Genomic DNA, 18,695 nt, shown 5'->3' on the forward strand with positions numbered 1-18,695 from the left:
CGGCGTGAACGGCTCCGGTCGCCCGACCGGTCGCTGTCGCCCGCCGCGTGACCACAGCGGTTCGACCACGGCGTCCAGCGGCGCCCGGCCCGCGCTACCGGTCCGCGGCGGGTCCGCGACGGGGGGTGGAGCGCCCCACGGAGCGGCCGGAACCATCTCTTCGGGCCCCGGCACCGGGCTTCCGGCGTCCCGGAGCCCCTCCATCGCGTGGAGGTCGGCGCGTGCCGATTCCAGAGCGTCCAGAACCGCCTGGAAGGAGTCCCGGATGTCATGCGCGGGGTCATACCCCTGAGCGAGGGCCCGCCGGGGTCCGGCGTCGTGGAATCCCATCGGCAGTCCTCCTCGTCCCGTGGCCCCGGCACGCCGCGGCGGGCCCGGTTCCGTGGGGCGATCCGTCGTGCGGCGATCCGTCGTGAAGCGATACGCAGCCCGCGTGACGTTGTCTCAATCCGCTGTCCGGTCCGCCGGGCCATGGGGTCCGCCGGGCCATGGGGTCGGCCGGGTCGTGAGGGTCCGCCGGGCCATGGGGTCGGCCGGGTCGTGAGGTCGGCCGGGTCGTGAGGGTCCGCCGGGCCATGGGGTCGGCCGGGTCGTGAGGTCGGCCGGGTCGTGAGGGTCCGCCGGGTCGTGAGGTCGGCCGGGCCGAGAGGTCAGCCGGGCCGCGCCGTCAGATGGCCGAGGATGCCGCACACCTCGTCCACGATCTCCCGGGCCTCCGCCCCGTCCGCGCAGTCGCCCAGCTCACGAGCTGCCCCCCCGATGACAGTGGTCAGCACGATCACCCGGACCCGGCCCGTGCGCTGCCGCTCGTCCACCTTCAGCAGCCGGGCGTTGCGCCGCACCCAGGCGCGGTCCCACTGGCGGCGCAGCGCGTCGAAGCCCGCCGGGCCGTCGTCCTGGTCGAGGAGCCTGACGAGCGGCCGGTTGTCCCAGACCCCCTCCAGATACGCCCTGGCCCCCGCCAGGAAGACGGCCACAGGGTCCTCCACCCCACTGCCTCGCACCGACGCCAGGGCCGCCGCGGTCCGGCGCTCCTGCTCCTCCCGGAACTCCTCCCAGAGCGCGAGGTACAGCCCTCGCTTGCCGCCGTAGTGCTGGAAGAGACTGCCCACGCGGATACCTGAGCGGGCCGCGATCTCGGCGAGCCCGGCATCGGTGTAGCCGCGCTCGGTGAACACCCGCAGCGCCGCGTCGAGCAGTGCGCCCCGGGCCGGGCGGACCTGCCCGGTGGGTGCCTCCGGCGGGGCGGTGCCGCCCTGTCCGTCGGGCCGGCGGCATGCGGCCTCCGTTCCGGCGGACTCCAAGGTGCCGCTCACGGGCGATCCTCACCTTCCCCGGCCCCGTCGCGGATGGCGAGGGCGACCAGCAGTTCCAAGAGATCGGCGATCCGGCGCGGGTTGCGTCCGGTGCGCTCCTCGATGCGGCGCAACCGGTAGTGCGCCGTGTTGTGGTGCACCCGCAGGCGGTCGGCGGCCAGCCGCAGGTTGAGGTCGGCCTCCGCGAACGCCCGTACGGTGGCCGCCAGGGTGTCGCCGCGTCTGCGGTCCTCCGCCAGCAGCGCACGCACACGGGGATCGACCAGCCGGCGGGCGAGGTCGTCGGCGCGCAGCGCCAGGTAGTCGAACGGGGACAGCCGCGGCAGCGCCGCCACCCCGCCCCCGCTCGGCACCAGGTCGAGGGCGGCCCGCGCCTCCCGGTAGGCGCGCGGCAGTTCGGACGCGCCCCGGGCGACCGTGCTGATCCCCATGGACAGCGCGGTCCCTTCGCGGCCCAGCCGCCGCTGCATCGCCGTGAAGTGGGTACAGATGTCCTCTTCGTCCATGCCGGTGCGTACCACGGGCACGGCGATCACCTCGCCCTGACGGACGACGACCAGGGTTCTGCTGGCCCACACGCCGGCGACGGTGAGCGCCGCGCCGGTGGCGTAACCGGTCTCGGCCGAGGCGATGTCCCCGCCGCGGGTGTCCCCGAGGCAGACCGCCGCCACGACCACCATCATCGGCGAGTTCGGCCCGATGCCGTACGCCTGCGCCGCCGTCAGCAGCGGACCTCGCGTCGGTGCCACGCCCGCCAGGAGCTGGTCCAGGAGGTCCCGGCGCTCCCGGTCCGCGTCCGCCACGATGTGCTGCTGGTACTCCACATACGCCTGCGCGGCATGCGTGCTGGCGTAGTCCACGTACCGCATCATCGGTGTGACCAGGGACAGCGCGGCCTGCTGCGCCAGCTCCGAGGTGCCCACGGTCTCCAGCACCGCGTTCCAGAAGACCTGCCGCCCGACCCGGAAGGCGCTGATCCAGTCCTCCAGCGCGAATCCCGCGCGTGCCCTGCGCATGGCGGCCGCGCGGCTGAAGCCCAGGTCCTCCGCGGCGATCTCCCGGTCACCGGCGAGTGCCGCCACCTTGATGCGGTAGTGCGTGAGCACCTGGTCCCGGACATCGTCGAAGAACCGCTCGTCGCCGAGCGCGTACGACGGGATCTCGGCACGCATCGCCGCTACCGCGGTCTCCGCCACCTCCTCGATCCGCTCCTGGACAGCACTCAGGATCCGCCGCCGCTCCCTGAGCAGCGGCTCGGACAGACCGGGGGCGCCCAGGGCGAGACCGCGAGGCATGGCGCCGATCGTCGCCATTCCCTCGTGTCCCGTCAACAGGCCCGGTGGGGGAGATGTGCGGAGGCCTGTGCGCGGCGCACAAGTCATCGGACGTGAAATTGGGTGCCCGCACCCAATGTGCCGCCAGAAGGCCCCCACCTACTGTGACGCTCGCCCACCCCAGCACATCGGAAGGGGCGTCATTCATGCTCACGGTCGACGGTATCACCGTGCGCTTCGGCGGGATCACGGCACTCGACGGTGTGGGGTTCACCGTCGAGCCGGGCACCGCCGTAGGGCTCATCGGGCCGAACGGAGCCGGTAAGACCACCTTGTTCAACTGCCTCACCCGGCGGTGCACTCCCGATGCCGGCACGGTGCGGTTCGCCGGCGAGGATCTGCTCGCGCTGGCGCCGCACGCCGTGGCCGGACGCGGCATCGCCCGCACCTTCCAGAACCTGGGCCTGTTTCCACGGCTCACGGTCCGGGAGAACGTCATGGTCGGCGCCCACAGCCAGGGCCGCACCGGACACCTCGCCGCGGCGCTGCGGCTTCCGGGCGTCCGGCGCGAGGACGCCCGGCTCCGCCACCGGGCGGACGAGTTGCTGCAACGGCTCGACCTGGCCGACGTCGCCGACCATCCCGCCACCGGGCTGCCGTTCGGCACCCTCAAGCGTGTGGAACTGGCCCGCGCCCTCGCGGTCGGGCCCCGGCTGCTGCTGCTGGACGAACCCGTCAACGGCCTCAGCCACGGCGAGGTCGGCCAGTTCGCCGACCTGGTGCGGGCGGTGCGCCGGGACCTCGACCTCACGCTCGTGGTGGTGGAGCACCACATGGGGTTCGTGATGGGCCTGTGCGACAAGGTGGTGTGCCTCGACTTCGGACGCAAGATCGCCGAAGGCCCCCCGGAGCAGATCCAGCGCGACCCGGCCGTCATCGAGGCGTATCTGGGGGTGGCGGCATGAGCGAGCCCCCCACCGGCCGCACCGGGGCCGGGACACCCGCCGCGCCCGACTTCCTGAAGGTGTCGGACCTGCACGCCGGGTACGGCCAGGCCCGTGTGCTGCAGGGCCTCGACTTCTCCGTCGGCCGCGGCGAGGTGTGCGCGGTGCTGGGGCCCAACGGCGCGGGCAAGACGACGACCCTGCGGGCACTGTGCGGCATGATCCGCGGCCGCGGCTCGGTCACCTTGAACGGCACCGAACTGCTGGGCCGCTCTCCCGAGCAGGCCGCGCGGCTCGGCGTCGCCCATGTGCCCGAGGGCCGGGGCACCTTCAACGACCTGACCGTCGAGGAGAACCTGCGCATCGGCGCGCACCTGCGCACCGGCCTCGGGCGGCGGGGCCGGGCCGAACGCGCGGCCGTCGCGGCCGACCTCGACCGGATCTACGGCTATTTCCCCAAGCTGCGCCAGCGCTCCCGGCAGGCCGCCGGAAGCCTCAGCGGCGGCGAGCAGCAGATGCTCGCCATCGGCAGGGCCCTGATGCTGCGGCCCTCGCTGCTGCTTCTGGACGAGCCGTCCCTGGGGCTCGCCCCGCTGGTCACGCGTGAGCTGTTCGAGATCGTCCGTGCCGTGAACGAGGAGGAACGCACCACCGTGGTCGTCGTCGAGCAGAACGCCCAGCTCGCGCTGGAGATCGCGCACCGGGCCCACGTCCTGGAGGCCGGCCGCCTGGTGCTGTCCGGGCCGGCCGAGCGGATCCGTGAGGACGGGCAGGTCGCCGAGGTGTACCTCGGTGTCTCCGTCCGCTCCGGGAAGGGCGGGTGAGCGCCATGACCGAGCTGCTGCAGCAAGTGGTGGAAGGACTCGGCTCCGGCGCGGTGTACGCCAGCCTGGCGCTGGCCCTGGTGCTGATCCACCGGTTCACCGGGATCGTCAACTTCGCGCAGGGCGAGCTGGCCATGCTCTCCACGTACGTGGCCTGGCAGTTGGTGGCGTCCGGGATGCCGTTCTGGCTGGCGCTGCCGGTCACCCTCGCGGTGTCCTTCGCCGGCGGCATGCTCGTGGAGCGGGTCGTCATCCGCCCGGTGCGGGGCGCGCCGGAGCTGACCGTCGTCATCGTCACGGTGGGCCTGTTCATCTTCGTCAACGCGATGGCCGGTCTGATCTGGTCCTTCACGGTCAAGGACTTCCCGCAGCCGTTCCCCGACGGCGGGGTCGACCTGGCGGGGGTGCGTCTGGACTGGTCCACCCTCGGGATCATCGGCGTGGTCGCCGTCGTGATGGGTCTGCTCTACGTGCTCTTCCAGCACACCTCGGCCGGTCTGGTGATGCGGGCGGTCGCCTGCAACCCGGCGTCCGCCCGGCTGTCGGGCATCCGCGTGAACCGCGTGCTGATGCTCGGCTGGGGCCTGGCCGCGACGGTCGGCGCGGTGTCCGGTGTGCTCGTCGCCCCGGTGCTGTTCCTGGAGCCCAACATGATGGGCGGGGTGCTCATCTACGCGTTCGCCGCCGCGACCCTCGGCGGCTTCGACAGCCCCGTCGGCGCGGTCGTCGGCGGCCTGTTCGTCGGCGTCGCCGAGACGCTGGCCGGGGCGTACGTGGACGTCGTCGGCGCCGATCTGAAAGTCGGAGTACCTCTGGTGATCATCCTCGGGGTGCTGCTGGTACGGCCCCAGGGCCTGTTCGGACGGGCGGCGGTGGAGCGGGCATGAGCACGATGACGATGGTCCCCGGCCGCGCCCGGCAGGTGCGGGTCGCGCTCACCGCGCTGCTCGCGGCGGCGGTCGCCGTGGGCGCACCGTTCTACTTCGCTCCCTTCCAGGTCTTCCAGCTGACCATGGTCCTGTTGTACGCCGTCGCGCTGGCCGGACTGAACCTGCTGGTCGGGTTCGGCGGACAGATCTCGCTCGGCCACGGCGCCTTCTTCGCCGCCGGGGCCTACACGGCCGCGGTCATGCTCGACCGGTTCGGCCTGGGCCACCTGGCCACGCTGCCGGTCGCGGCCGCCGCCTGCTTCCTGCTGGGACTCGGCTTCGGGGTGCCGGCACTGCGGCTGCGCGGGCTGTATCTCGCGCTGGTCACCCTCTCCTTCGCCGTGTTCCTGCCGCCGCTGCTCAAGCGGCTGGAACCGGTGACGGGCGGTGCCATGGGCCTGACCGTGGACAAGCTGGAGCCGCCCGCCTGGAGCGGGCTCGCCGAGGACCAGTGGATGTACTTCGTCGTCCTCGCCGTCACGGCGGTGGCGCTGCTGCTCGCCCGCAACCTGCTGCGGTCCCGGGTCGGCCGTGCGCTGCTCGCGGTACGGGACAACGAGAGCGCCGCGGAGGTCATGGGTGTGCGGCTGTCGCTGCACAAGACCCTCGCCTTCGCCTGGAGCGCGATGTTCGCGGGTGTCGCCGGATGCATGTACACCTGGGTGATCGGCTTCGTGTCCCCGGACTCGTTCAGCTTCGTCCTCTCCATCACGCTGCTGGCCGGCCTTGTGGTCGGAGGGCTCGCCTCGCTGTACGGGCCGCTGCTGGGCGCGGCGTTCGTGATGTACGTGCCGAGCGTCTCCCAGGATCTGAGCGAGGCGGCGCCCGGTGTGGTGTTCGGCCTGCTGATCATCGCGGTGATGTTCGTGGCGCCCACGGGACTCGCCGGCCTGGTGAGCCGCGTCCGGAACGCCGTCGCCCACCACCGCGCCCGTGCCACCGCACCCGGCCGGACGCCGGGGGCGGATTCCCGGACCGCGTCCGGGCCCGAGTCCGCGTCCGAGTCCGGGCCCGAGCCGGAACCCGAACGCGAGCCGGAACCCGAACGCGAGCCGGAGTCCGAAGCTTCCGCGACCCCGACCCCCATGGATCCCACACCCGTTGACGTGGAACCCGTCGACGCCGAACCCGTGGGCGTACCGCCCCGCACGGAAAAGGAATGAGTCACATGCACAAGACGACCGCTCTGCGGGCGGCCGCGGCCGCGACCGCCGCACTGCTCACCGCGACCGCCTGCGGCACCCAGCGGGGACAGGACGACCAGGGCACCGCCGCCGACGGCGCGTGCAAGGGCCAGCAGACCACCGGCATCACCGACAAGACCGTCAAGCTGGGCGGGATCTACCCCCTGTCGGGCCCGGCCTCCGCGTACGGCGCGATCAGCAACGGCGTCGCCGTCTACTTCAAGTACGTCAACGACCACGGCGGCATCGGCGGCCGCAAGGTGGAGTTCGTGGTGCGTGACGACGGCTACCAGCCGCCCAAGGCGGTGGAGGAGGCCCGCCGGCTGGTCGAGAAGGAGAAGGTCTTCGCCGTCTTCCAGACCCTGGGCACCCCGTCCACCGCGGCCGTGTGGGACTACCTCAACAAGCAGAAGGTGCCGCAGCCGTTCGTCGCCACCGGCGCCTCCGTCTGGGGCACGGACACCCAGCACCCCTGGACCATCGGCTGGCAGCCCAACTACGTCGCCGAGGCACGCGTGTACGCCAAGTTCCTCAAGAGCGAGAAGCCGAATGCGAAGGTCGCGGTCCTCTACCAGAACGACGACTTCGGCAAGGACCTGCTCGGCGGGTTCAAGAAGGCCGTCGCCGGCAGCGGGATCAAGGTGGTCGCCGAGGAGAGCTACGAGGTCACCGACCCGTCCGTCTCCGCGCAGATGGCGAACCTCGCCCGCTCCAAGGCGGATGTGCTGCTGAACGTGAGCACACCCAAGTTCGGCAGCCAGGCCCTGGCCGCCGACGCCAGGAACACCGAGTGGAACCCGCTGCACATCGTGAACAACGTGTCCGCGTCCGCCACCGTGCTCAAGCCGGTCGGGTTCAAGAACGTCCAGGGCGTGGTCTCGGCCACGTACTTCAAGGACCCCGCCGACCCGCGCTGGGCGAACGACCCGGAGATGAAGGCGTACCAGGAGGCGATGCACAAGTACGCGCCGGACGCCGACCCCGCCAACCAGTTCAACGCCTACGGCTGGGCCGCGGCTTCGAGCCTGCACAAGGCCATGGACGCGATGAAGTGCCCCACCAGGGAAGGGCTGCGTGACGCGGTGCGCAATCTGAAGGACGTCAAGGTGGACATGCTGCTGCCCGGGGTCACCCTGTCCACGGGATCCGGCGACGCCTTCCCGATCGAGACGATGCAGCTCATGCGCTTCAAGGGCGAGCGGTGGCAGCTCTTCGGCCAGCCGGTCGACACGCGCAAGGAGTTCGGCCCGCTCGGCAAGTGAGCCGCCGGGGTGCCCGAGGGCGTATCCCAACGCCCTCGGGCATCCGGTACATACCGACCAGTTAGTATATCTGCCGGTCGTGAGCCGGTCGTGAGCCGGTTGAGGGGCGGGTTGAGGGGCCGGTCACAGGGCCAGGTCGGTGAGGAGGTCCCGTACGGTGACCGCCACCGCGCCGGCGGCCGGTCCCAGGTACCTGCGGGGATCGGTGAGCGCCGGGTCCCTTCCCAGCACGCCGCGCACCGCCTCGGTGAAGGACATGTTGAGCGCCGTTCCGATATTGATCTTCACCATGCCGGCGCGGACCGCCGCGCGCAGCTCGTCACCCGGGACACCGGACGATCCGTGCAGCACGAGCGGGACCGGTACGGTCTCGCGGAGCCGTTCGATGAGTGCGTGGTCCAAGGACGCCGACCGTTCGGTCATGGCGTGGCTGCTGCCGACCGCGACGGCGAGCGCGTCCACGCCCGTCTGCGCCACATAGGCGGCGGCCTCGGCCGGGTCCGTGCGCACCCCGGCGGCGTGGGCGCTCGCCGGTGCGTCCGGTTTGCCGCCGACGTAGCCGAGTTCGGCCTCCAGCCACAGGCCCGCGCCGTGGGCCCACTCGGCGGCGGCGGCGGTGGCGGTGACGTTGGCCGCGTACGGCAGCGCCCCGGCGTCGAACATCGCCGACGAGAATCCGGTGCCGGCGGCCTGGCGTACCAGCTCCATGTCGGTGGCGTGGTCCAGGTGGAGTGCGACGTCGACACGGCTGGTACGGGCGATCGCCGCCGCCGCCAGCGCGATGGGGGCGAGTCGTCCGCCGTGGTGGCGTACGGCGTTCTCGCTGATCTGGAGGATCACCGGACGGCCGACGGCCTCCGCGCCCTCCACGATCCCCTCGGCGTGCTCCAGGGTGATGACGTTGAAGGCGGCGACGCACCGCCGGCCGGCGGCGGCCCGGGTGACCAGCTCTCCCGTGGGGACCAGGGGCATGAGGCTCCTCGTAGGTGCGAAGGCTTGCGGTGACGGTGCTCGGGCTGCGTGTGCCCGAACGGCCCGGTGCTCCTGCCGGCCGAGGCACGGACGCGCGCCTCGGCCGGCAGGAGTGCCGTGGACCGTCGTTCTCGGAGGCGGTGGCGCGGCATCGCCACCGCTACGGCGCGACCACGCGTTCTTCGGGGACCAGGACGTCCTCGTCGCGCTTCTCGTCGGTGTAGACCATGAGCGTCGAGCCGCCGATGGCGAGCACGATGCCGATCGTCGCCCACACCGTGGGCAGGGTCTGGTAGATCGCCAGGGAGAGCACGATCGTCAGTACCGGTGCCAGCGCGTTGGTGATCGGTGCGACCACGCTGGCCTTGCCGCGGCTGAGCGCCATGACCAGGAACAGCGCGCCCACGGAGTTCAGCACCTGGGTCGCGGCGGTGAGCGCCGGGGCCTGCCAGGGCGCCGACGGCATGCCACCCATCATCAGGAAGGCGACCGGGGTCAGCAGCAGACCGGTGATCGTCATCCAGCCGAAGGTCGTCGCGTCGTTGACTCCCGCGAGGGCGGCCTTCCGCATGAAGAACGCCTGCGCTCCCCAGGCCGCGCAGATCACGACGGCCAGCACCAGCCAGGATCCGGTGTCGACGGCGCCGTCGGCTCCCGCGGGGATGCTGATCAGCACGATCGCGATCAGCGCGGCGATCACGCCCACGACGGCGAGCTTCGCGATCCGTTCCCGGAGCAGGGCGACCGCCATGAGAACGGTGACCACCGGGGACAGCGAGACGATCGGGAAGATCAGGTACGCGGGGCCGTCGGAGAGCGCCTGGAACAGCAGGAGCTGGCCACCGGCGCCGGTGAGTCCGGCCAGCAGGCCGTACAGCGCGGCGACCGGCCGGCGGTCGAACCGCTCGCGACGGAGCGCGAACCCGGCGGGGACGAGCATCGTGAAGGCCCAGATGATGTAGATCATCTCGTCCGGATAGCCGTACCGTTCGGTGGGCTGGCTGGAGGTCGCGCCCCAGACACCCCAGAACAGCACCAGTAGACCTGCGTAGAGTATCCAGCTTCGGTTGTCAGAGGATCTCATGGTGGTTCTCCGTGGAGGTCGTCCCCGCGCTGGAGCGCAGAGCGGTCAGTGCGGCGGCGTCGAGCGGGTCCCCGGCCAGCTTCGCCGCGTAGAGGGCGGCTCCGACCTCCGGGGGGAGGAGCGGCTGCCGCAGGTCGAACCGGGCGGCGCGGCCGCGCAGTTCGGTGGTGAAGGTGTCCAGTACGGCGGTCGAGCCGAAGACACCGCCGGAGTAGGAGACGGGGACGGTCTCGTCGGGGCCGAACCCGAGCCGGCGGTGTGCGCTGTCGACCAGCAGGGCCAGTTCCCTCCCCGCGTCGCGGAGGATGGCGGTGGCCTCCGCGTCGCCCTGCTCGGCGGCCTCGGAGACCCGGGGGCTCAGGCCGGCGATGTCGCTGCGCCGCCCCTGCCAGCGGTTGAGAACGACGTCGATCACTTCGAGGTCCGTCGTCAGCCCCAGGTGGCGGCGCAGCACCTCGGCGAGGGGGCCCTCGGGGAGCCGGCCGTCGCTCATCCGGGAGAAGACGTTCAGCGCCCGGACGGCGATCCAGTAAGCGGATCCCTCGTCACTGAACAGCTCGCTCCAGCCGCCGGTGCGGACGCCGCGGCCGTTGCGCTCGCCGTAGGCCATCGATCCCGTGCCGCTGATGACGTTGATGCCGTCGGCGGCGCCGAGCGAACCCGCCCAGCCGCAGATCATGTCGTTGTCGCAGGTATAGCGGTCGTGCCCGAGGACCTGGCGGGGCGCGGCGTCGAGCGCGGCGATGTCGCCGGGGGCCTCGCCGTACCCGGGCAGGCCCAGGAAGGCGTGGTCGATGTCCGCGGGCGTGATGCCGGCGTCGTCGCACAGGGCGGTGATCCCTTCCCTGAGCACCCGCACGACGTGGTCGAGACCGCCCGTGCCGTTCCCCGAGAAGTAGTAAGCGCCGTCGCCGAGGACCCGGGACCGTATGGTGCCCGCTCGGTCGACGAGGCAGAGGGCGGTCTTGGTGCCTCCGCCGTCCACACCCAGAAACATCGTCGTTCTCCTGTCCGCTTTCTCTGGACTGCTATGAGCGCTGTCGCGCGCTGTCGTTGCGGCGTTCCGGAAGCCGGTGCACGGTCACGCCCCTCACCACCCGGTTCACCTCGCCCGAGGGGAACGGGTTGTCGGGCCGGATGCCGTGGGCCAGGGAGGAACGCAGCGCGATGAGCTGCGCGCACACCACGGCGGGCAGGGCGAGGGCGGCGTCCTCGGCGTCCGCCGCGCCGGGGATCAGCCAGGTGCCGTCCTCCGGCAGCCCGTCCGGACGGGCCGCCACGGCGGTCACGCTGCCCTGCGGGAGGCCGGCGCGCAGTTCGGTGAGGATGTCCAGGTCGTACCGGCGGGTGTACGGGTCGTTCGAGACGTAGACCACCACGGCCGTACGGTCGTTGAGCACCGCCTTCGGACCGTGCCGGAAGCCGAGCGCGGAGTCGGACGACGCGACGACCAGGCCACCGGTCAGTTCGAGCAGTTTCAGCGCGGACTCCTCGGCGAGTCCCTTCAGCGCCCCGCTGCCGAGGAAGACCAGCCGCTCGGGCTTGCGGTCCAGCAAGGCGTCGATGCGCTCGTCCAGGCCACCCGTCGTCAGATGCCCGGCGGCCTCGGCCAGCCGGTCGACGCCTTCCACGCTCTCCACGGCGCCGAAGGCGAGCAGGACCGCCAGCAGCATGGACGTGAAACTCGACGTCATGGCGAAGCCCCGGTCGTTCGCCGCGGCCGGCATCAGCAGAACGTGCGACGCGGCCCTGCCGGCGTGTGCCCTGGCCAGCAGGCCCGAGCCGTTGCACGTGATCACCAGATGGCTCACCCGGGTCAGGCAGCGGTCGGCGAACTCGGTTGCCGCGGCACTCTCCGGGCTGTCGCCGGAACGGGCGAAGGAGACCAGCAACGTGGGGACGTCCTCGGCAAAGCAGCCGTACGGGTCCGCGACGATGTCGGTCGTCGGCACGGCGTCGACGCGGCGCCCTGACCTGCGGGCGAGCGCACCCCGTACGACCTGCCCGACGAAGGCCGACGTACCCGCCCCCGTCAACACGATCCGCAGCTCCTTCTCCGCGAGGAGCGGGCCGAGGAAGGCGTCCAGCGCCCTCCGGTCACCCGTGACGATCCGGCCGACCTCGCGCCAGACATCGGGTTGCCGCGCGATCTCCGCGACGGTGTGCTCGGCACCGCTGCCGTGGTGCGGGGGACTGTGGGGAGTGGTGTTCACACGCATTCCTTGTCATGAGTGCCGCAGGCATGGTCGTAGTCCCGCAGGACGTCACGGATGCGGTCGACGACCAGCGCCCGTGGTGTCGCCGCGAGTTCACCGGCCCGTACCCGCCGGTACTGGCTCGGCAGGTGGGCGCTGAGCAGGGGAAGGGGGATGTCCAGGGCCGACAGGTTCTCGAACAGCCTGGCCTGGGCCGCGGCGATGTCGGGGGCGGGCCAGTAGTAGCGGGTGCGGTCGCTGTAGCTGTAGCGCCGGGCAAGGCGCCGCTCCTCGGCGTCGCCCTCGTAGTACCCCTGCCACCAGGAGGGTTCGGCGCGCATGCACCGGTCGACCACCGCGGGGAGCTCGGAGCGCCGGTCCGGCGCCACCAGCTCGCTCTCGATGGCCGCCAGCGCGTAGAGCGCCTCCCGCAGCGCGAACGTCAGTCCGGGGCCGACCTTGAGTACGGCCCAGTGGTCCTCGACCAGCTCGGCCAGTGCCTCGGGGGTCTGGTAGTCCGTGGAGTGCGCCTCGAAGACCATGCCCGGCTCGGCATCCAGCACGGTGCGCAGCTCCGCCGTCCGCTCCCGGAGGTAGTCGACCACCCGGAGGTGGTCGAACTCCACTCCCGGCTGGACCACCAGAGCCATGATCCGGGGCCAGACCCCGTCCACACCGTGTGCCGCGAACGCCTCGTGATGGCGCTCCAGCGTGCGACGCGCCGCCTGCGCGGTGGTGGGCACGACACCGTCCAGCGTCTCGTGCGCCCCGCCGGGTACCGGGACCTCGGTGCCGATGACGTAACGGATTCCGGCGGCCGCCTCTCCGGCGGTCGCCTCGGCGACCCGGATCAGCCGGGCGGCGCGTTCGGCGACCAGGTCGTCGGTCAGGGGGGTGGGATCCCCGGCGCAGGAGAAGCTGCAGTCCAGGTGGATCTTCGTGAAACCGGCACGGACATACGCGGCGACCAGGTCCTCCGCCTCGGCCATGGCCTCTTCCGGGGACCGCGAACGCCAGCGGTTGGGGCCGAGGTGGTCGCCGCCGAGGACGACCCGGTCCAGGGGGAGGCCGTGCCGCGCGGCGACGCCGTACACCATGTCGCGGAAGTCCTCCGGCCGCATACCGGTGTAACCGCCGTACTGGTCCACCTGGTTGGAGGTCGCCTCCACCAGGACGTGCTCCCCGCGGGCCAGGGCCTGGAGTACCGCCGCTTCGATCACCAGCGGATGGGCCGAGCAGACGGAAGCGATCCCTCGTAGTTCACCGGCCTTCTGGTGTTGCACCAGGTCGTCCAAGGGGCTCCACATGATTCACTCCAGAATGGTACGAAACTATGCGCTAAAGCATGCGATGAGGTGATCACTCGAAGGCATGGCTGGAATGGTATTGGCCTAAATCTTGGCCGTCAATGGTCTGAGTTTGGTATTTAACTGGTATTGCTCAGCGCGACTGGTACTATACCGGTATGCGTACTTCCGACTCCGTTTTCCCTCAGGGGCTGCTGAGTGGCGACGCCCTGCCGCGGTACGCCCAGGTCGCCGGACGCCTCCTCGACGACATCTCCGCCGACGGCGCCAGGCCGGGGGACCGCCTCCCGTCAGAGCGGGCCCTGGCCGTCCGGTACGGCGTCTCCCGCGTCACCATGCGCTCGGCGCTCAACGAACTGGCGGAGCGGAACATCATCGAATCCTCGCCGGCCCGCGGCTGGTTCCTCGCCGAAGGCTACGCACGCGTCATCCCGGCACCGCAGAACTCCTCGGACCCCGCCGGGGACCGCGTGGTGCAGGGGTTCGCCGACTACGCCCAGCAGCACGGCTTCCGCCTCCGGGCCGAGGTCCTGGACTCCCGGGTCAGGGCAGCCACCGTCCAGGAATCCGAGGAACTGCGCATCGGTCCCGGCGCCTCGCTCTTCGAGATGCGCCGCCTCCGCTTCCTGGACGACCTCGTCGTCGTACTGGAGCACAACCGCCTGCCTCTCGGCCTCTGCCCGCAGCTCGCCGACACCGACTTCACCACGGAGACGCTCTTCGCCACCCTCCGCCGCGCGAACCCCCCGCAGCTGCCCCGGGTCGCCGACTACTCCGTGGAAGCGCGGCAGCCGACCGACGAGGAGCGCGAGCTGCTGGACATCACCGACGCCACACCCGTCCTGGTCGCGACCCAGCTCGCCTTCAACCAGGACTCGCAGCCCCTCGAACTCACCGTGGCCATCTACCGCGGCGACCGCTACCACTTCCGGGCATCCATCACCGGCTGACACGGGGACGGGACGGCCCGTGCCACGAGCCTTTCCGCCCGGCCGCCTCGCGGGGTGAGGAGACTCTGCCGGCTGCGGCCCAGGGGGCGCCGGCCGAGGACGGCATCGGCTCACGCACCATGCGCGTGGGACGCTTCGCAATCCCGGGGCGGGCGCCTTCGGGCAGCCCACCCGGGGGTCACCGGCAGTGGTAGGTGAACGAAGTCGTGGCCGTGCGCGGGCTGGGGGAGAGGATCCGCAGCGTCGCCCGCGCCTGGTACCGGCCCTCGCCGTGGAAGGTCCACAGCAGGTGCAGCCGCGCCGTGGACCGGCCGCGGGGAAGCTTCTCGGTCAGCGAACCGGAGGTGGTGCCGTCGCTGCGCTCCCAGCGGTATGTGACCGTCCCGGGGCGGCCGTTGGTGGACAGGAGCGCGACGACATCGGCGGTCCCGTCGCAGCCGGGCCCCCGTCCGTCCGTGCCGACACGCACGTCGCGGACGACCACGGAGGGACCGAACCGCTGCCAGGCCAGGAACAGCAGGACCCCCAGCAGCACGACGGCGGGCAGCGTGTACCGGCGCAGCACCGGGGAACGGGCCGGGCGGGGCCGGGTTGCCGCAGGAGGGGGGAGGACCGTGGCGCCGGAACGGTCCCGGTCGGCCATGGTGACACCCGGACCGAACCTGAGTACGCGCCCGTCGACGCGGTCGGGTGCCGTCGATGCCGCGGCGTGCGGAGCGGGTTGTCCGCCCGCAACGGTCGCGGGCAGGTCCTCCTCGGGCGCCGGCCGCTGAACCCAGTGGCTGGCCAGGAGCGTTGCGCGGTAGTCGTCATCGGCCGCGGCCGATGACGCGGACACGGACTTCGCCTCGGGGTCGGGCTTCGGTTCGCCTTCTTCCGGCAGGCGAACGGTGGAGTTCCCATCGGAGGCGAGGTCGACGGTAGGGGCGCCGTCATCGGTGGGGAGGTCGACGGTGGGGTCTTCGTCGGTGGGGAGGTCGACGGTGGGGTCTTCGTCGGTGGGGAGGTCGACGGTGGGGTCTTCGTCGGTGGCGAGGCCGACGGTGGGGTCTTCGTCGGTGGCGAGGCCGACGGTCGCGTCCTCGGTCGGGTCCTCGGTCTCCGCCGAGTCGCCGGTGGGGCCCCCGCCTTTGGACAGATCGACGGTGCCGGCCTCGCCCTGGGGCAGGCGGACCGTCGGGTTCTCGTCTTGAGGCGGATGGACGCTGGGATCCCCGTCCTCGGCTCGGCGCAGGGTGGGCTCTTGGCCGTGGGGCTGTCTGGGGCCGGTCATCGGAGGGTGCACCGCCAGGTGAGAAGTTGCTGCCAGGCGCCGCCGTCGGCGGACGCGGGGCTGGTGGTGGCCCGGACGCCCCAGTAGCAGCCCGTGCCCTGGAAGGTGTGGCTGACCGTCAGGGTGTACTGGGTGGCCCCGCTGCGCAGGAAGGTCTGCGCGGCGCCGTCGGGGTCGCCCTGCTGCCCGTAGACGTTCCCGCTGTACCAGGCGAGGGTGACGGACACGGGGCCGGGACCGTCCGTGGAGACGGTGACGGTGACGGCGGCCGTGTCCGCCCCGGTCTGCAGGAAGCTGCCGATGGCGACGTCCTTCACGGCCGCGGCGGGCGGAGCGGTCGTGACCGGTGCCGTCGGAGTCTGTGTCGCGGTGGCTGTGGCGGTGGCGGTCACGGTGGGCGCGGGGGGCTCCCCGGTCGCGGGGACGCCGGAGCTCGCGGACGGGCTCACCGTGGGGGCGCCGTCCGAGGCGGAGGGGGAAGGCGAGGCGGAGCCGGGGGAGGCGCTGGGGCCGTGCGAGGGCGAGGCCGTGCCGGCGGGCCCCGTCGGCCCGCTGCTCACCCCCGGCTGGGCGCTGGTGGTGGCCACGGCCTGCGCCGCCTGCTGCGGGTCGGCCCCCTCCCCCTGTGCGTAGGCCAGCGCGAGGGCAAGGGCCACGGCCGCGCCGGAGGCGAGCAGCCCCAGGCGGTTCGGCAACAGCGAGCGGGCCCAGCCGGACCCGTGGCCGCCGACGTTCGTGGTGGCCAGGTCGGTGGTGCCCTGGGCGGTGCCGGGCGGGGCGGAGAGCAGCAGCGGGAGCAGGGCCGCCACCAGGGCGGCCAGCCGCCCGCGGCCGCGCTCTTCCCAGCCGGGGCCGTAGGCGGCACCGGCGATCCGCTCCAGCTCCTCGACGAACTCCCGGGCGTTCACCGGCCGTTGCTCCGGCGTCTTGGCCAGCCCGCGCGCCACCAGCGGACGCACCGGCTCGGGGACCTCGTCGACGGGCACCGGGGCGTCGAGGTGCTGCAGCGCGAGTTCGGCGAGGTTCTCGCCCCCGTACGGCCGGTGTCCGGTCAGGCACTCGAAGAACGTCGCGGTCGCGGCGTACACGTCGGCCGCCGGGGACGCGGCGGCACCCTGCCACTGCTCGGGGGCCATGTAGGCAGGGGTTCCGGCCGCGCCCGCCGCGGTCCCGTCGCTCACCGTGATACCGAAGTCGATCAGCTTGGAGACGCCGTCGACGGAGACGATGACGTTCGCCGGCTTGTAGTCGCGGTGGACCACGCCGAGGCGGTGGGCGTCGGCCAGGCCGAGCAGCGAGCCCTTCAGGAGGGTCAGCGCCTCCTCGGGACCGACGGGACCCTGGCGGCGCAGCAGTTCGCGCAGGGCGACGCCGTCGACGAGCTCCATCACGATGGCGGCACCGTCCGGGCTCTCCACGTACTCGTACAGTCCGGCGACGTGCTCGCTGCGCAGCCCGCCGAGCAGCCGCGCCTCGGCGCGGAAGTCCCGGACGAACCCCGGGCGGTTCAGCAGCGACCGGCTCAGGTACTTCACCGCGACCGGGACCCCGGTCTCGTCGTGGACGGCCAGCACGACGTGGCCGCTCGCCCCGGAACCCAACTCGCGTGTCCCGGTGTACCCCGGAACCGACCACTCGTTCATCCTGCTACCCCCCGACATGGCGATCCCCGGACCGTCCGGGAGGGCGCCACGCAACTTACCTCATGCGCTGGGACATATTTTCGGCCATTGTGGTTCCCGCGTCCCGCGGTGTCACGAGTGGTCTGGCGCACAGCTGGCCGACGAAGCAGGCACCGGGCCGCCCGGTTCGGGCGGCCCGGTGCCGGGTCCGGCGGGCGATGTCACGGAGGTCGCGGAGGACCCGAGCTGACGGCGACGCCCGTCGCTCGGCGGCTCGGCTCGTCTCGACGCTGTCGGGGTCGGCTCCCGATGCCTGCGCAGCAGCGGTGCCACAGGGCATCGGGACGGGATCAGCGGCTCAGGGTCACGCGGGGGTGCCGGCCGAGTAGTCGCCGGCAAAGGTGGTCTCGATGGTGGTGGTCACGGACTGTGCCACGCCGGTGCCCGTGAGGATGAGGCCCAGCTCGCGGTTGTTGTCGAGCGAGTTGGTGCTGATGTTCATGGAGCCGGCCTCCACCTTCTGCGTGGAAAGACCGTAGTCGGCCACCATCGCCTTGGCGTGGATGTAGAAGCCGTTGGGGTCGGAGTAGCCGACGACGGTGCCGCCCGCCGCCTTGATCGCGGCCACCTGGCTGGAGTAGTTGGACGGGTTCTCCAGGACCACCCGTACGGCCACGCCCGCCTGCGCCCGTGCCACGATCGCGTTGACCACCGTGCTGTCTCCGAGTTCCAGCTCCTCGATGTCGAGCGTCTTGGTGGCGCCGTTGATCACCGTCAGCAGGCGGTTGCGGGAGTCGGTGGGGGACCAGAGCAGATGGTCGCCGTCGGTCGGGGTGATCGAGGTGCCGGCGTAGTCGGCGTTGAAGACCTTCTCGATCGAGGCGACGTCGCGGGTGTCGTCGTCGAACACGCCGTAGTCGCGGCTGGTCGTGTAGTACTGGGAGGTGAGGTTTCCGGTCATGATCAGCGACTTGACGCCGTCGACGGTGATGGTCTTCTGGTGCGTGTAGACGAAGGTGGACGGCGACCACACCACTCCCACGCCCGCGCTCGTCAGGGCGTTGTACGCCGAGCTGTTGGCGGTCTGGTGCCGGCGGTCCAGGACGACCCGCACGGTGACGCCCTTGTTCTCCAGGGCTATGAGGTCGTTGACGGCCGTGGTGTCCTCCAACTCGTAGATGGTCATGTCGAGGGAGGTGGTGGCCGAGTTGATGAAGTCGTAGATGGTGGGCTGGCTGCCGCTCTGCGAGAAGGCGAACGCGGAGTAGCTGGCGGCGTTCGCGGGGATCGCGGTGGCGACTACGGCGGCACCGGCCGCCAGGGCGACACCGGCACGGCCGAGGACCTTCCACAGCATGCGTGACTCCTAGTCGAGTTGGGCCTCACGGGAGGGAGAGGATGGCGCGTGCATGACACCACGCGCGTAGAACGCCAAGGAAGGGCCGTGGGGTGAACGTGGTGTGACACGCGGGCCGTTCGCGCGGACAAAGCGGACTACGCGCAGGTGGGAGCCGGTGCAAGCGCTCCCCGTGAATTGGCAAAAGCTTCGTATGCGACAG

16 protein-coding genes are annotated in these 18,695 nt (G+C 71.8%); 6 read left to right on the forward strand and 10 right to left on the reverse strand.

The window, feature by feature from the left end; translation table 11 throughout:
- Positions 1 to 650: 650 nt before the first annotated feature.
- Positions 651 to 1,316 carry a TetR/AcrR family transcriptional regulator gene (locus tag ACZ79I_RS35185; RefSeq protein ID WP_471503082.1) on the reverse strand — a complete coding sequence of 222 codons (666 nt, stop codon included), beginning with the start codon at positions 1,314 to 1,316 and terminating at the stop codon, positions 651 to 653.
- On the reverse strand, positions 1,313 to 2,611 hold the full coding sequence (locus ACZ79I_RS35190) for a PucR family transcriptional regulator (RefSeq protein WP_471503084.1): 1,299 nt from the start codon (positions 2,609 to 2,611) through the stop codon (positions 1,313 to 1,315). Before ACZ79I_RS35190 ends, ACZ79I_RS35185 begins: the two co-directional genes overlap by 4 nt.
- Positions 2,612 to 2,796: 185 nt before the next feature.
- Here ACZ79I_RS35190 and ACZ79I_RS35195 point away from each other — a divergent pair, with 185 nt between their 5' ends.
- The 5 genes from ACZ79I_RS35195 to ACZ79I_RS35215 are packed head-to-tail and all read left to right on the forward strand — an operon-like array spanning position 2,797 to position 7,733.
- On the forward strand, positions 2,797 to 3,555 hold the full coding sequence (locus tag ACZ79I_RS35195; RefSeq protein ID WP_471503086.1) for an ABC transporter ATP-binding protein: 759 nt from the start codon (positions 2,797 to 2,799) through the stop codon (positions 3,553 to 3,555).
- Positions 3,552 to 4,358, forward strand: coding sequence for an ABC transporter ATP-binding protein (locus tag ACZ79I_RS35200; RefSeq protein ID WP_471503088.1), 807 nt, complete (start codon positions 3,552 to 3,554; stop codon positions 4,356 to 4,358). Before ACZ79I_RS35195 ends, ACZ79I_RS35200 begins: the two co-directional genes overlap by 4 nt.
- Positions 4,359 to 4,363: 5 nt before the next feature.
- Positions 4,364 to 5,245 (forward strand): branched-chain amino acid ABC transporter permease, encoded by an 882-nt coding sequence (locus tag ACZ79I_RS35205; RefSeq protein WP_471503090.1) that lies wholly within the window; start codon positions 4,364 to 4,366, stop codon positions 5,243 to 5,245.
- Positions 5,242 to 6,450 (forward strand): branched-chain amino acid ABC transporter permease, encoded by a 1,209-nt coding sequence (locus tag ACZ79I_RS35210; protein ID WP_471503092.1) that lies wholly within the window; start codon positions 5,242 to 5,244, stop codon positions 6,448 to 6,450. Before ACZ79I_RS35205 ends, ACZ79I_RS35210 begins: the two co-directional genes overlap by 4 nt.
- Before the next feature lie 5 nt (positions 6,451 to 6,455).
- Positions 6,456 to 7,733 (forward strand): ABC transporter substrate-binding protein, encoded by a 1,278-nt coding sequence (locus tag ACZ79I_RS35215; RefSeq protein ID WP_471503094.1) that lies wholly within the window; start codon positions 6,456 to 6,458, stop codon positions 7,731 to 7,733.
- A gap of 123 nt (positions 7,734 to 7,856) precedes the next feature.
- Here ACZ79I_RS35215 and ACZ79I_RS35220 read toward each other — a convergent pair whose 3' ends face one another.
- The 5 genes from ACZ79I_RS35220 to ACZ79I_RS35240 form a co-directional block, all read right to left on the reverse strand.
- The gene (locus ACZ79I_RS35220) at positions 7,857 to 8,705 is read right to left on the reverse strand and encodes a class II fructose-bisphosphate aldolase (RefSeq protein ID WP_471503096.1); all 849 of its coding nucleotides are present in this window, start codon (positions 8,703 to 8,705) and stop codon (positions 7,857 to 7,859) included.
- Between the two features lie 160 nt (positions 8,706 to 8,865).
- Positions 8,866 to 9,789 carry a DMT family transporter gene (locus ACZ79I_RS35225; RefSeq protein WP_471503098.1) on the reverse strand — a complete coding sequence of 308 codons (924 nt, stop codon included), beginning with the start codon at positions 9,787 to 9,789 and terminating at the stop codon, positions 8,866 to 8,868.
- A complete protein-coding gene (locus ACZ79I_RS35230) occupies positions 9,776 to 10,786 on the reverse strand; it encodes an N-acetylglucosamine kinase (RefSeq protein ID WP_471503100.1) in 1,011 nt (336 codons plus the stop codon). Before ACZ79I_RS35230 ends, ACZ79I_RS35225 begins: the two co-directional genes overlap by 14 nt.
- Positions 10,787 to 10,817: 31 nt before the next feature.
- On the reverse strand, positions 10,818 to 12,002 hold the full coding sequence (locus tag ACZ79I_RS35235; RefSeq protein ID WP_471503102.1) for an SIS domain-containing protein: 1,185 nt from the start codon (positions 12,000 to 12,002) through the stop codon (positions 10,818 to 10,820).
- Entirely contained in the window at positions 11,999 to 13,291 is a 1,293-nt protein-coding gene (locus tag ACZ79I_RS35240) for a D-tagatose-bisphosphate aldolase, class II, non-catalytic subunit (protein WP_471503104.1), read from the reverse strand. The genes ACZ79I_RS35235 and ACZ79I_RS35240 overlap by 4 nt, the downstream gene beginning before the upstream one ends.
- 158 nt (positions 13,292 to 13,449) lie before the next feature.
- Here ACZ79I_RS35240 and ACZ79I_RS35245 point away from each other — a divergent pair, with 158 nt between their 5' ends.
- Positions 13,450 to 14,241, forward strand: coding sequence for a GntR family transcriptional regulator (locus ACZ79I_RS35245; RefSeq protein ID WP_471503106.1), 792 nt, complete (start codon positions 13,450 to 13,452; stop codon positions 14,239 to 14,241).
- Between the two features lie 178 nt (positions 14,242 to 14,419).
- On the opposite strand, the gene ACZ79I_RS35250 is transcribed toward ACZ79I_RS35245, so the two are convergent.
- The 3 genes from ACZ79I_RS35250 to ACZ79I_RS35260 all read right to left on the reverse strand — a co-directional run bounded on the left by ACZ79I_RS35250 (position 14,420) and on the right by ACZ79I_RS35260 (position 18,493).
- Positions 14,420 to 15,514 carry a hypothetical protein gene (locus ACZ79I_RS35250; RefSeq protein ID WP_471503108.1) on the reverse strand — a complete coding sequence of 365 codons (1,095 nt, stop codon included), beginning with the start codon at positions 15,512 to 15,514 and terminating at the stop codon, positions 14,420 to 14,422.
- Positions 15,511 to 17,157: a protein kinase domain-containing protein gene (locus tag ACZ79I_RS35255; protein ID WP_471503110.1), complete on the reverse strand. Its 1,647-nt coding sequence runs from the start codon at positions 17,155 to 17,157 to the stop codon at positions 15,511 to 15,513. The genes ACZ79I_RS35250 and ACZ79I_RS35255 overlap by 4 nt, the downstream gene beginning before the upstream one ends.
- 343 nt (positions 17,158 to 17,500) lie before the next feature.
- Positions 17,501 to 18,493, reverse strand: coding sequence for a phospholipase D-like domain-containing protein (locus ACZ79I_RS35260; RefSeq protein ID WP_471503112.1), 993 nt, complete (start codon positions 18,491 to 18,493; stop codon positions 17,501 to 17,503).
- Between the last annotated feature and the right edge of the window lie 202 nt (positions 18,494 to 18,695).

Source organism: Streptomyces sp. PSU-S4-23 (assembly GCF_055632315.1).

Excerpts from the sequence above, each read along its gene's own strand:
- ACZ79I_RS35215 (WP_471503094.1), top strand. The coding sequence starts at position 6,456 with ATGCACAAGACGACCGCTCTGCGGGCGGCCGCGGCCGCGACCGCCGCA.
- ACZ79I_RS35225 (WP_471503098.1), bottom strand. The coding sequence starts at position 9,789 with ATGAGATCCTCTGACAACCGAAGCTGGATACTCTACGCAGGTCTACTG.
- ACZ79I_RS35205 (WP_471503090.1), top strand. The coding sequence starts at position 4,364 with ATGACCGAGCTGCTGCAGCAAGTGGTGGAAGGACTCGGCTCCGGCGCG.
- ACZ79I_RS35245 (WP_471503106.1), top strand. The coding sequence starts at position 13,450 with ATGCGTACTTCCGACTCCGTTTTCCCTCAGGGGCTGCTGAGTGGCGAC.
- ACZ79I_RS35250 (WP_471503108.1), bottom strand. The coding sequence starts at position 15,514 with ATGACCGGCCCCAGACAGCCCCACGGCCAAGAGCCCACCCTGCGCCGA.
- ACZ79I_RS35190 (WP_471503084.1), bottom strand. The coding sequence starts at position 2,611 with ATGCCTCGCGGTCTCGCCCTGGGCGCCCCCGGTCTGTCCGAGCCGCTG.
- ACZ79I_RS35195 (WP_471503086.1), top strand. The coding sequence starts at position 2,797 with ATGCTCACGGTCGACGGTATCACCGTGCGCTTCGGCGGGATCACGGCA.
- ACZ79I_RS35210 (WP_471503092.1), top strand. The coding sequence starts at position 5,242 with ATGAGCACGATGACGATGGTCCCCGGCCGCGCCCGGCAGGTGCGGGTC.
- ACZ79I_RS35200 (WP_471503088.1), top strand. The coding sequence starts at position 3,552 with ATGAGCGAGCCCCCCACCGGCCGCACCGGGGCCGGGACACCCGCCGCG.
- ACZ79I_RS35220 (WP_471503096.1), bottom strand. The coding sequence starts at position 8,705 with ATGCCCCTGGTCCCCACGGGAGAGCTGGTCACCCGGGCCGCCGCCGGC.
- ACZ79I_RS35255 (WP_471503110.1), bottom strand. The coding sequence starts at position 17,157 with ATGAACGAGTGGTCGGTTCCGGGGTACACCGGGACACGCGAGTTGGGT.
- ACZ79I_RS35230 (WP_471503100.1), bottom strand. The coding sequence starts at position 10,786 with ATGTTTCTGGGTGTGGACGGCGGAGGCACCAAGACCGCCCTCTGCCTC.
- ACZ79I_RS35260 (WP_471503112.1), bottom strand. The coding sequence starts at position 18,493 with ATGCTGTGGAAGGTCCTCGGCCGTGCCGGTGTCGCCCTGGCGGCCGGT.
- ACZ79I_RS35240 (WP_471503104.1), bottom strand. The coding sequence starts at position 13,291 with ATGTGGAGCCCCTTGGACGACCTGGTGCAACACCAGAAGGCCGGTGAA.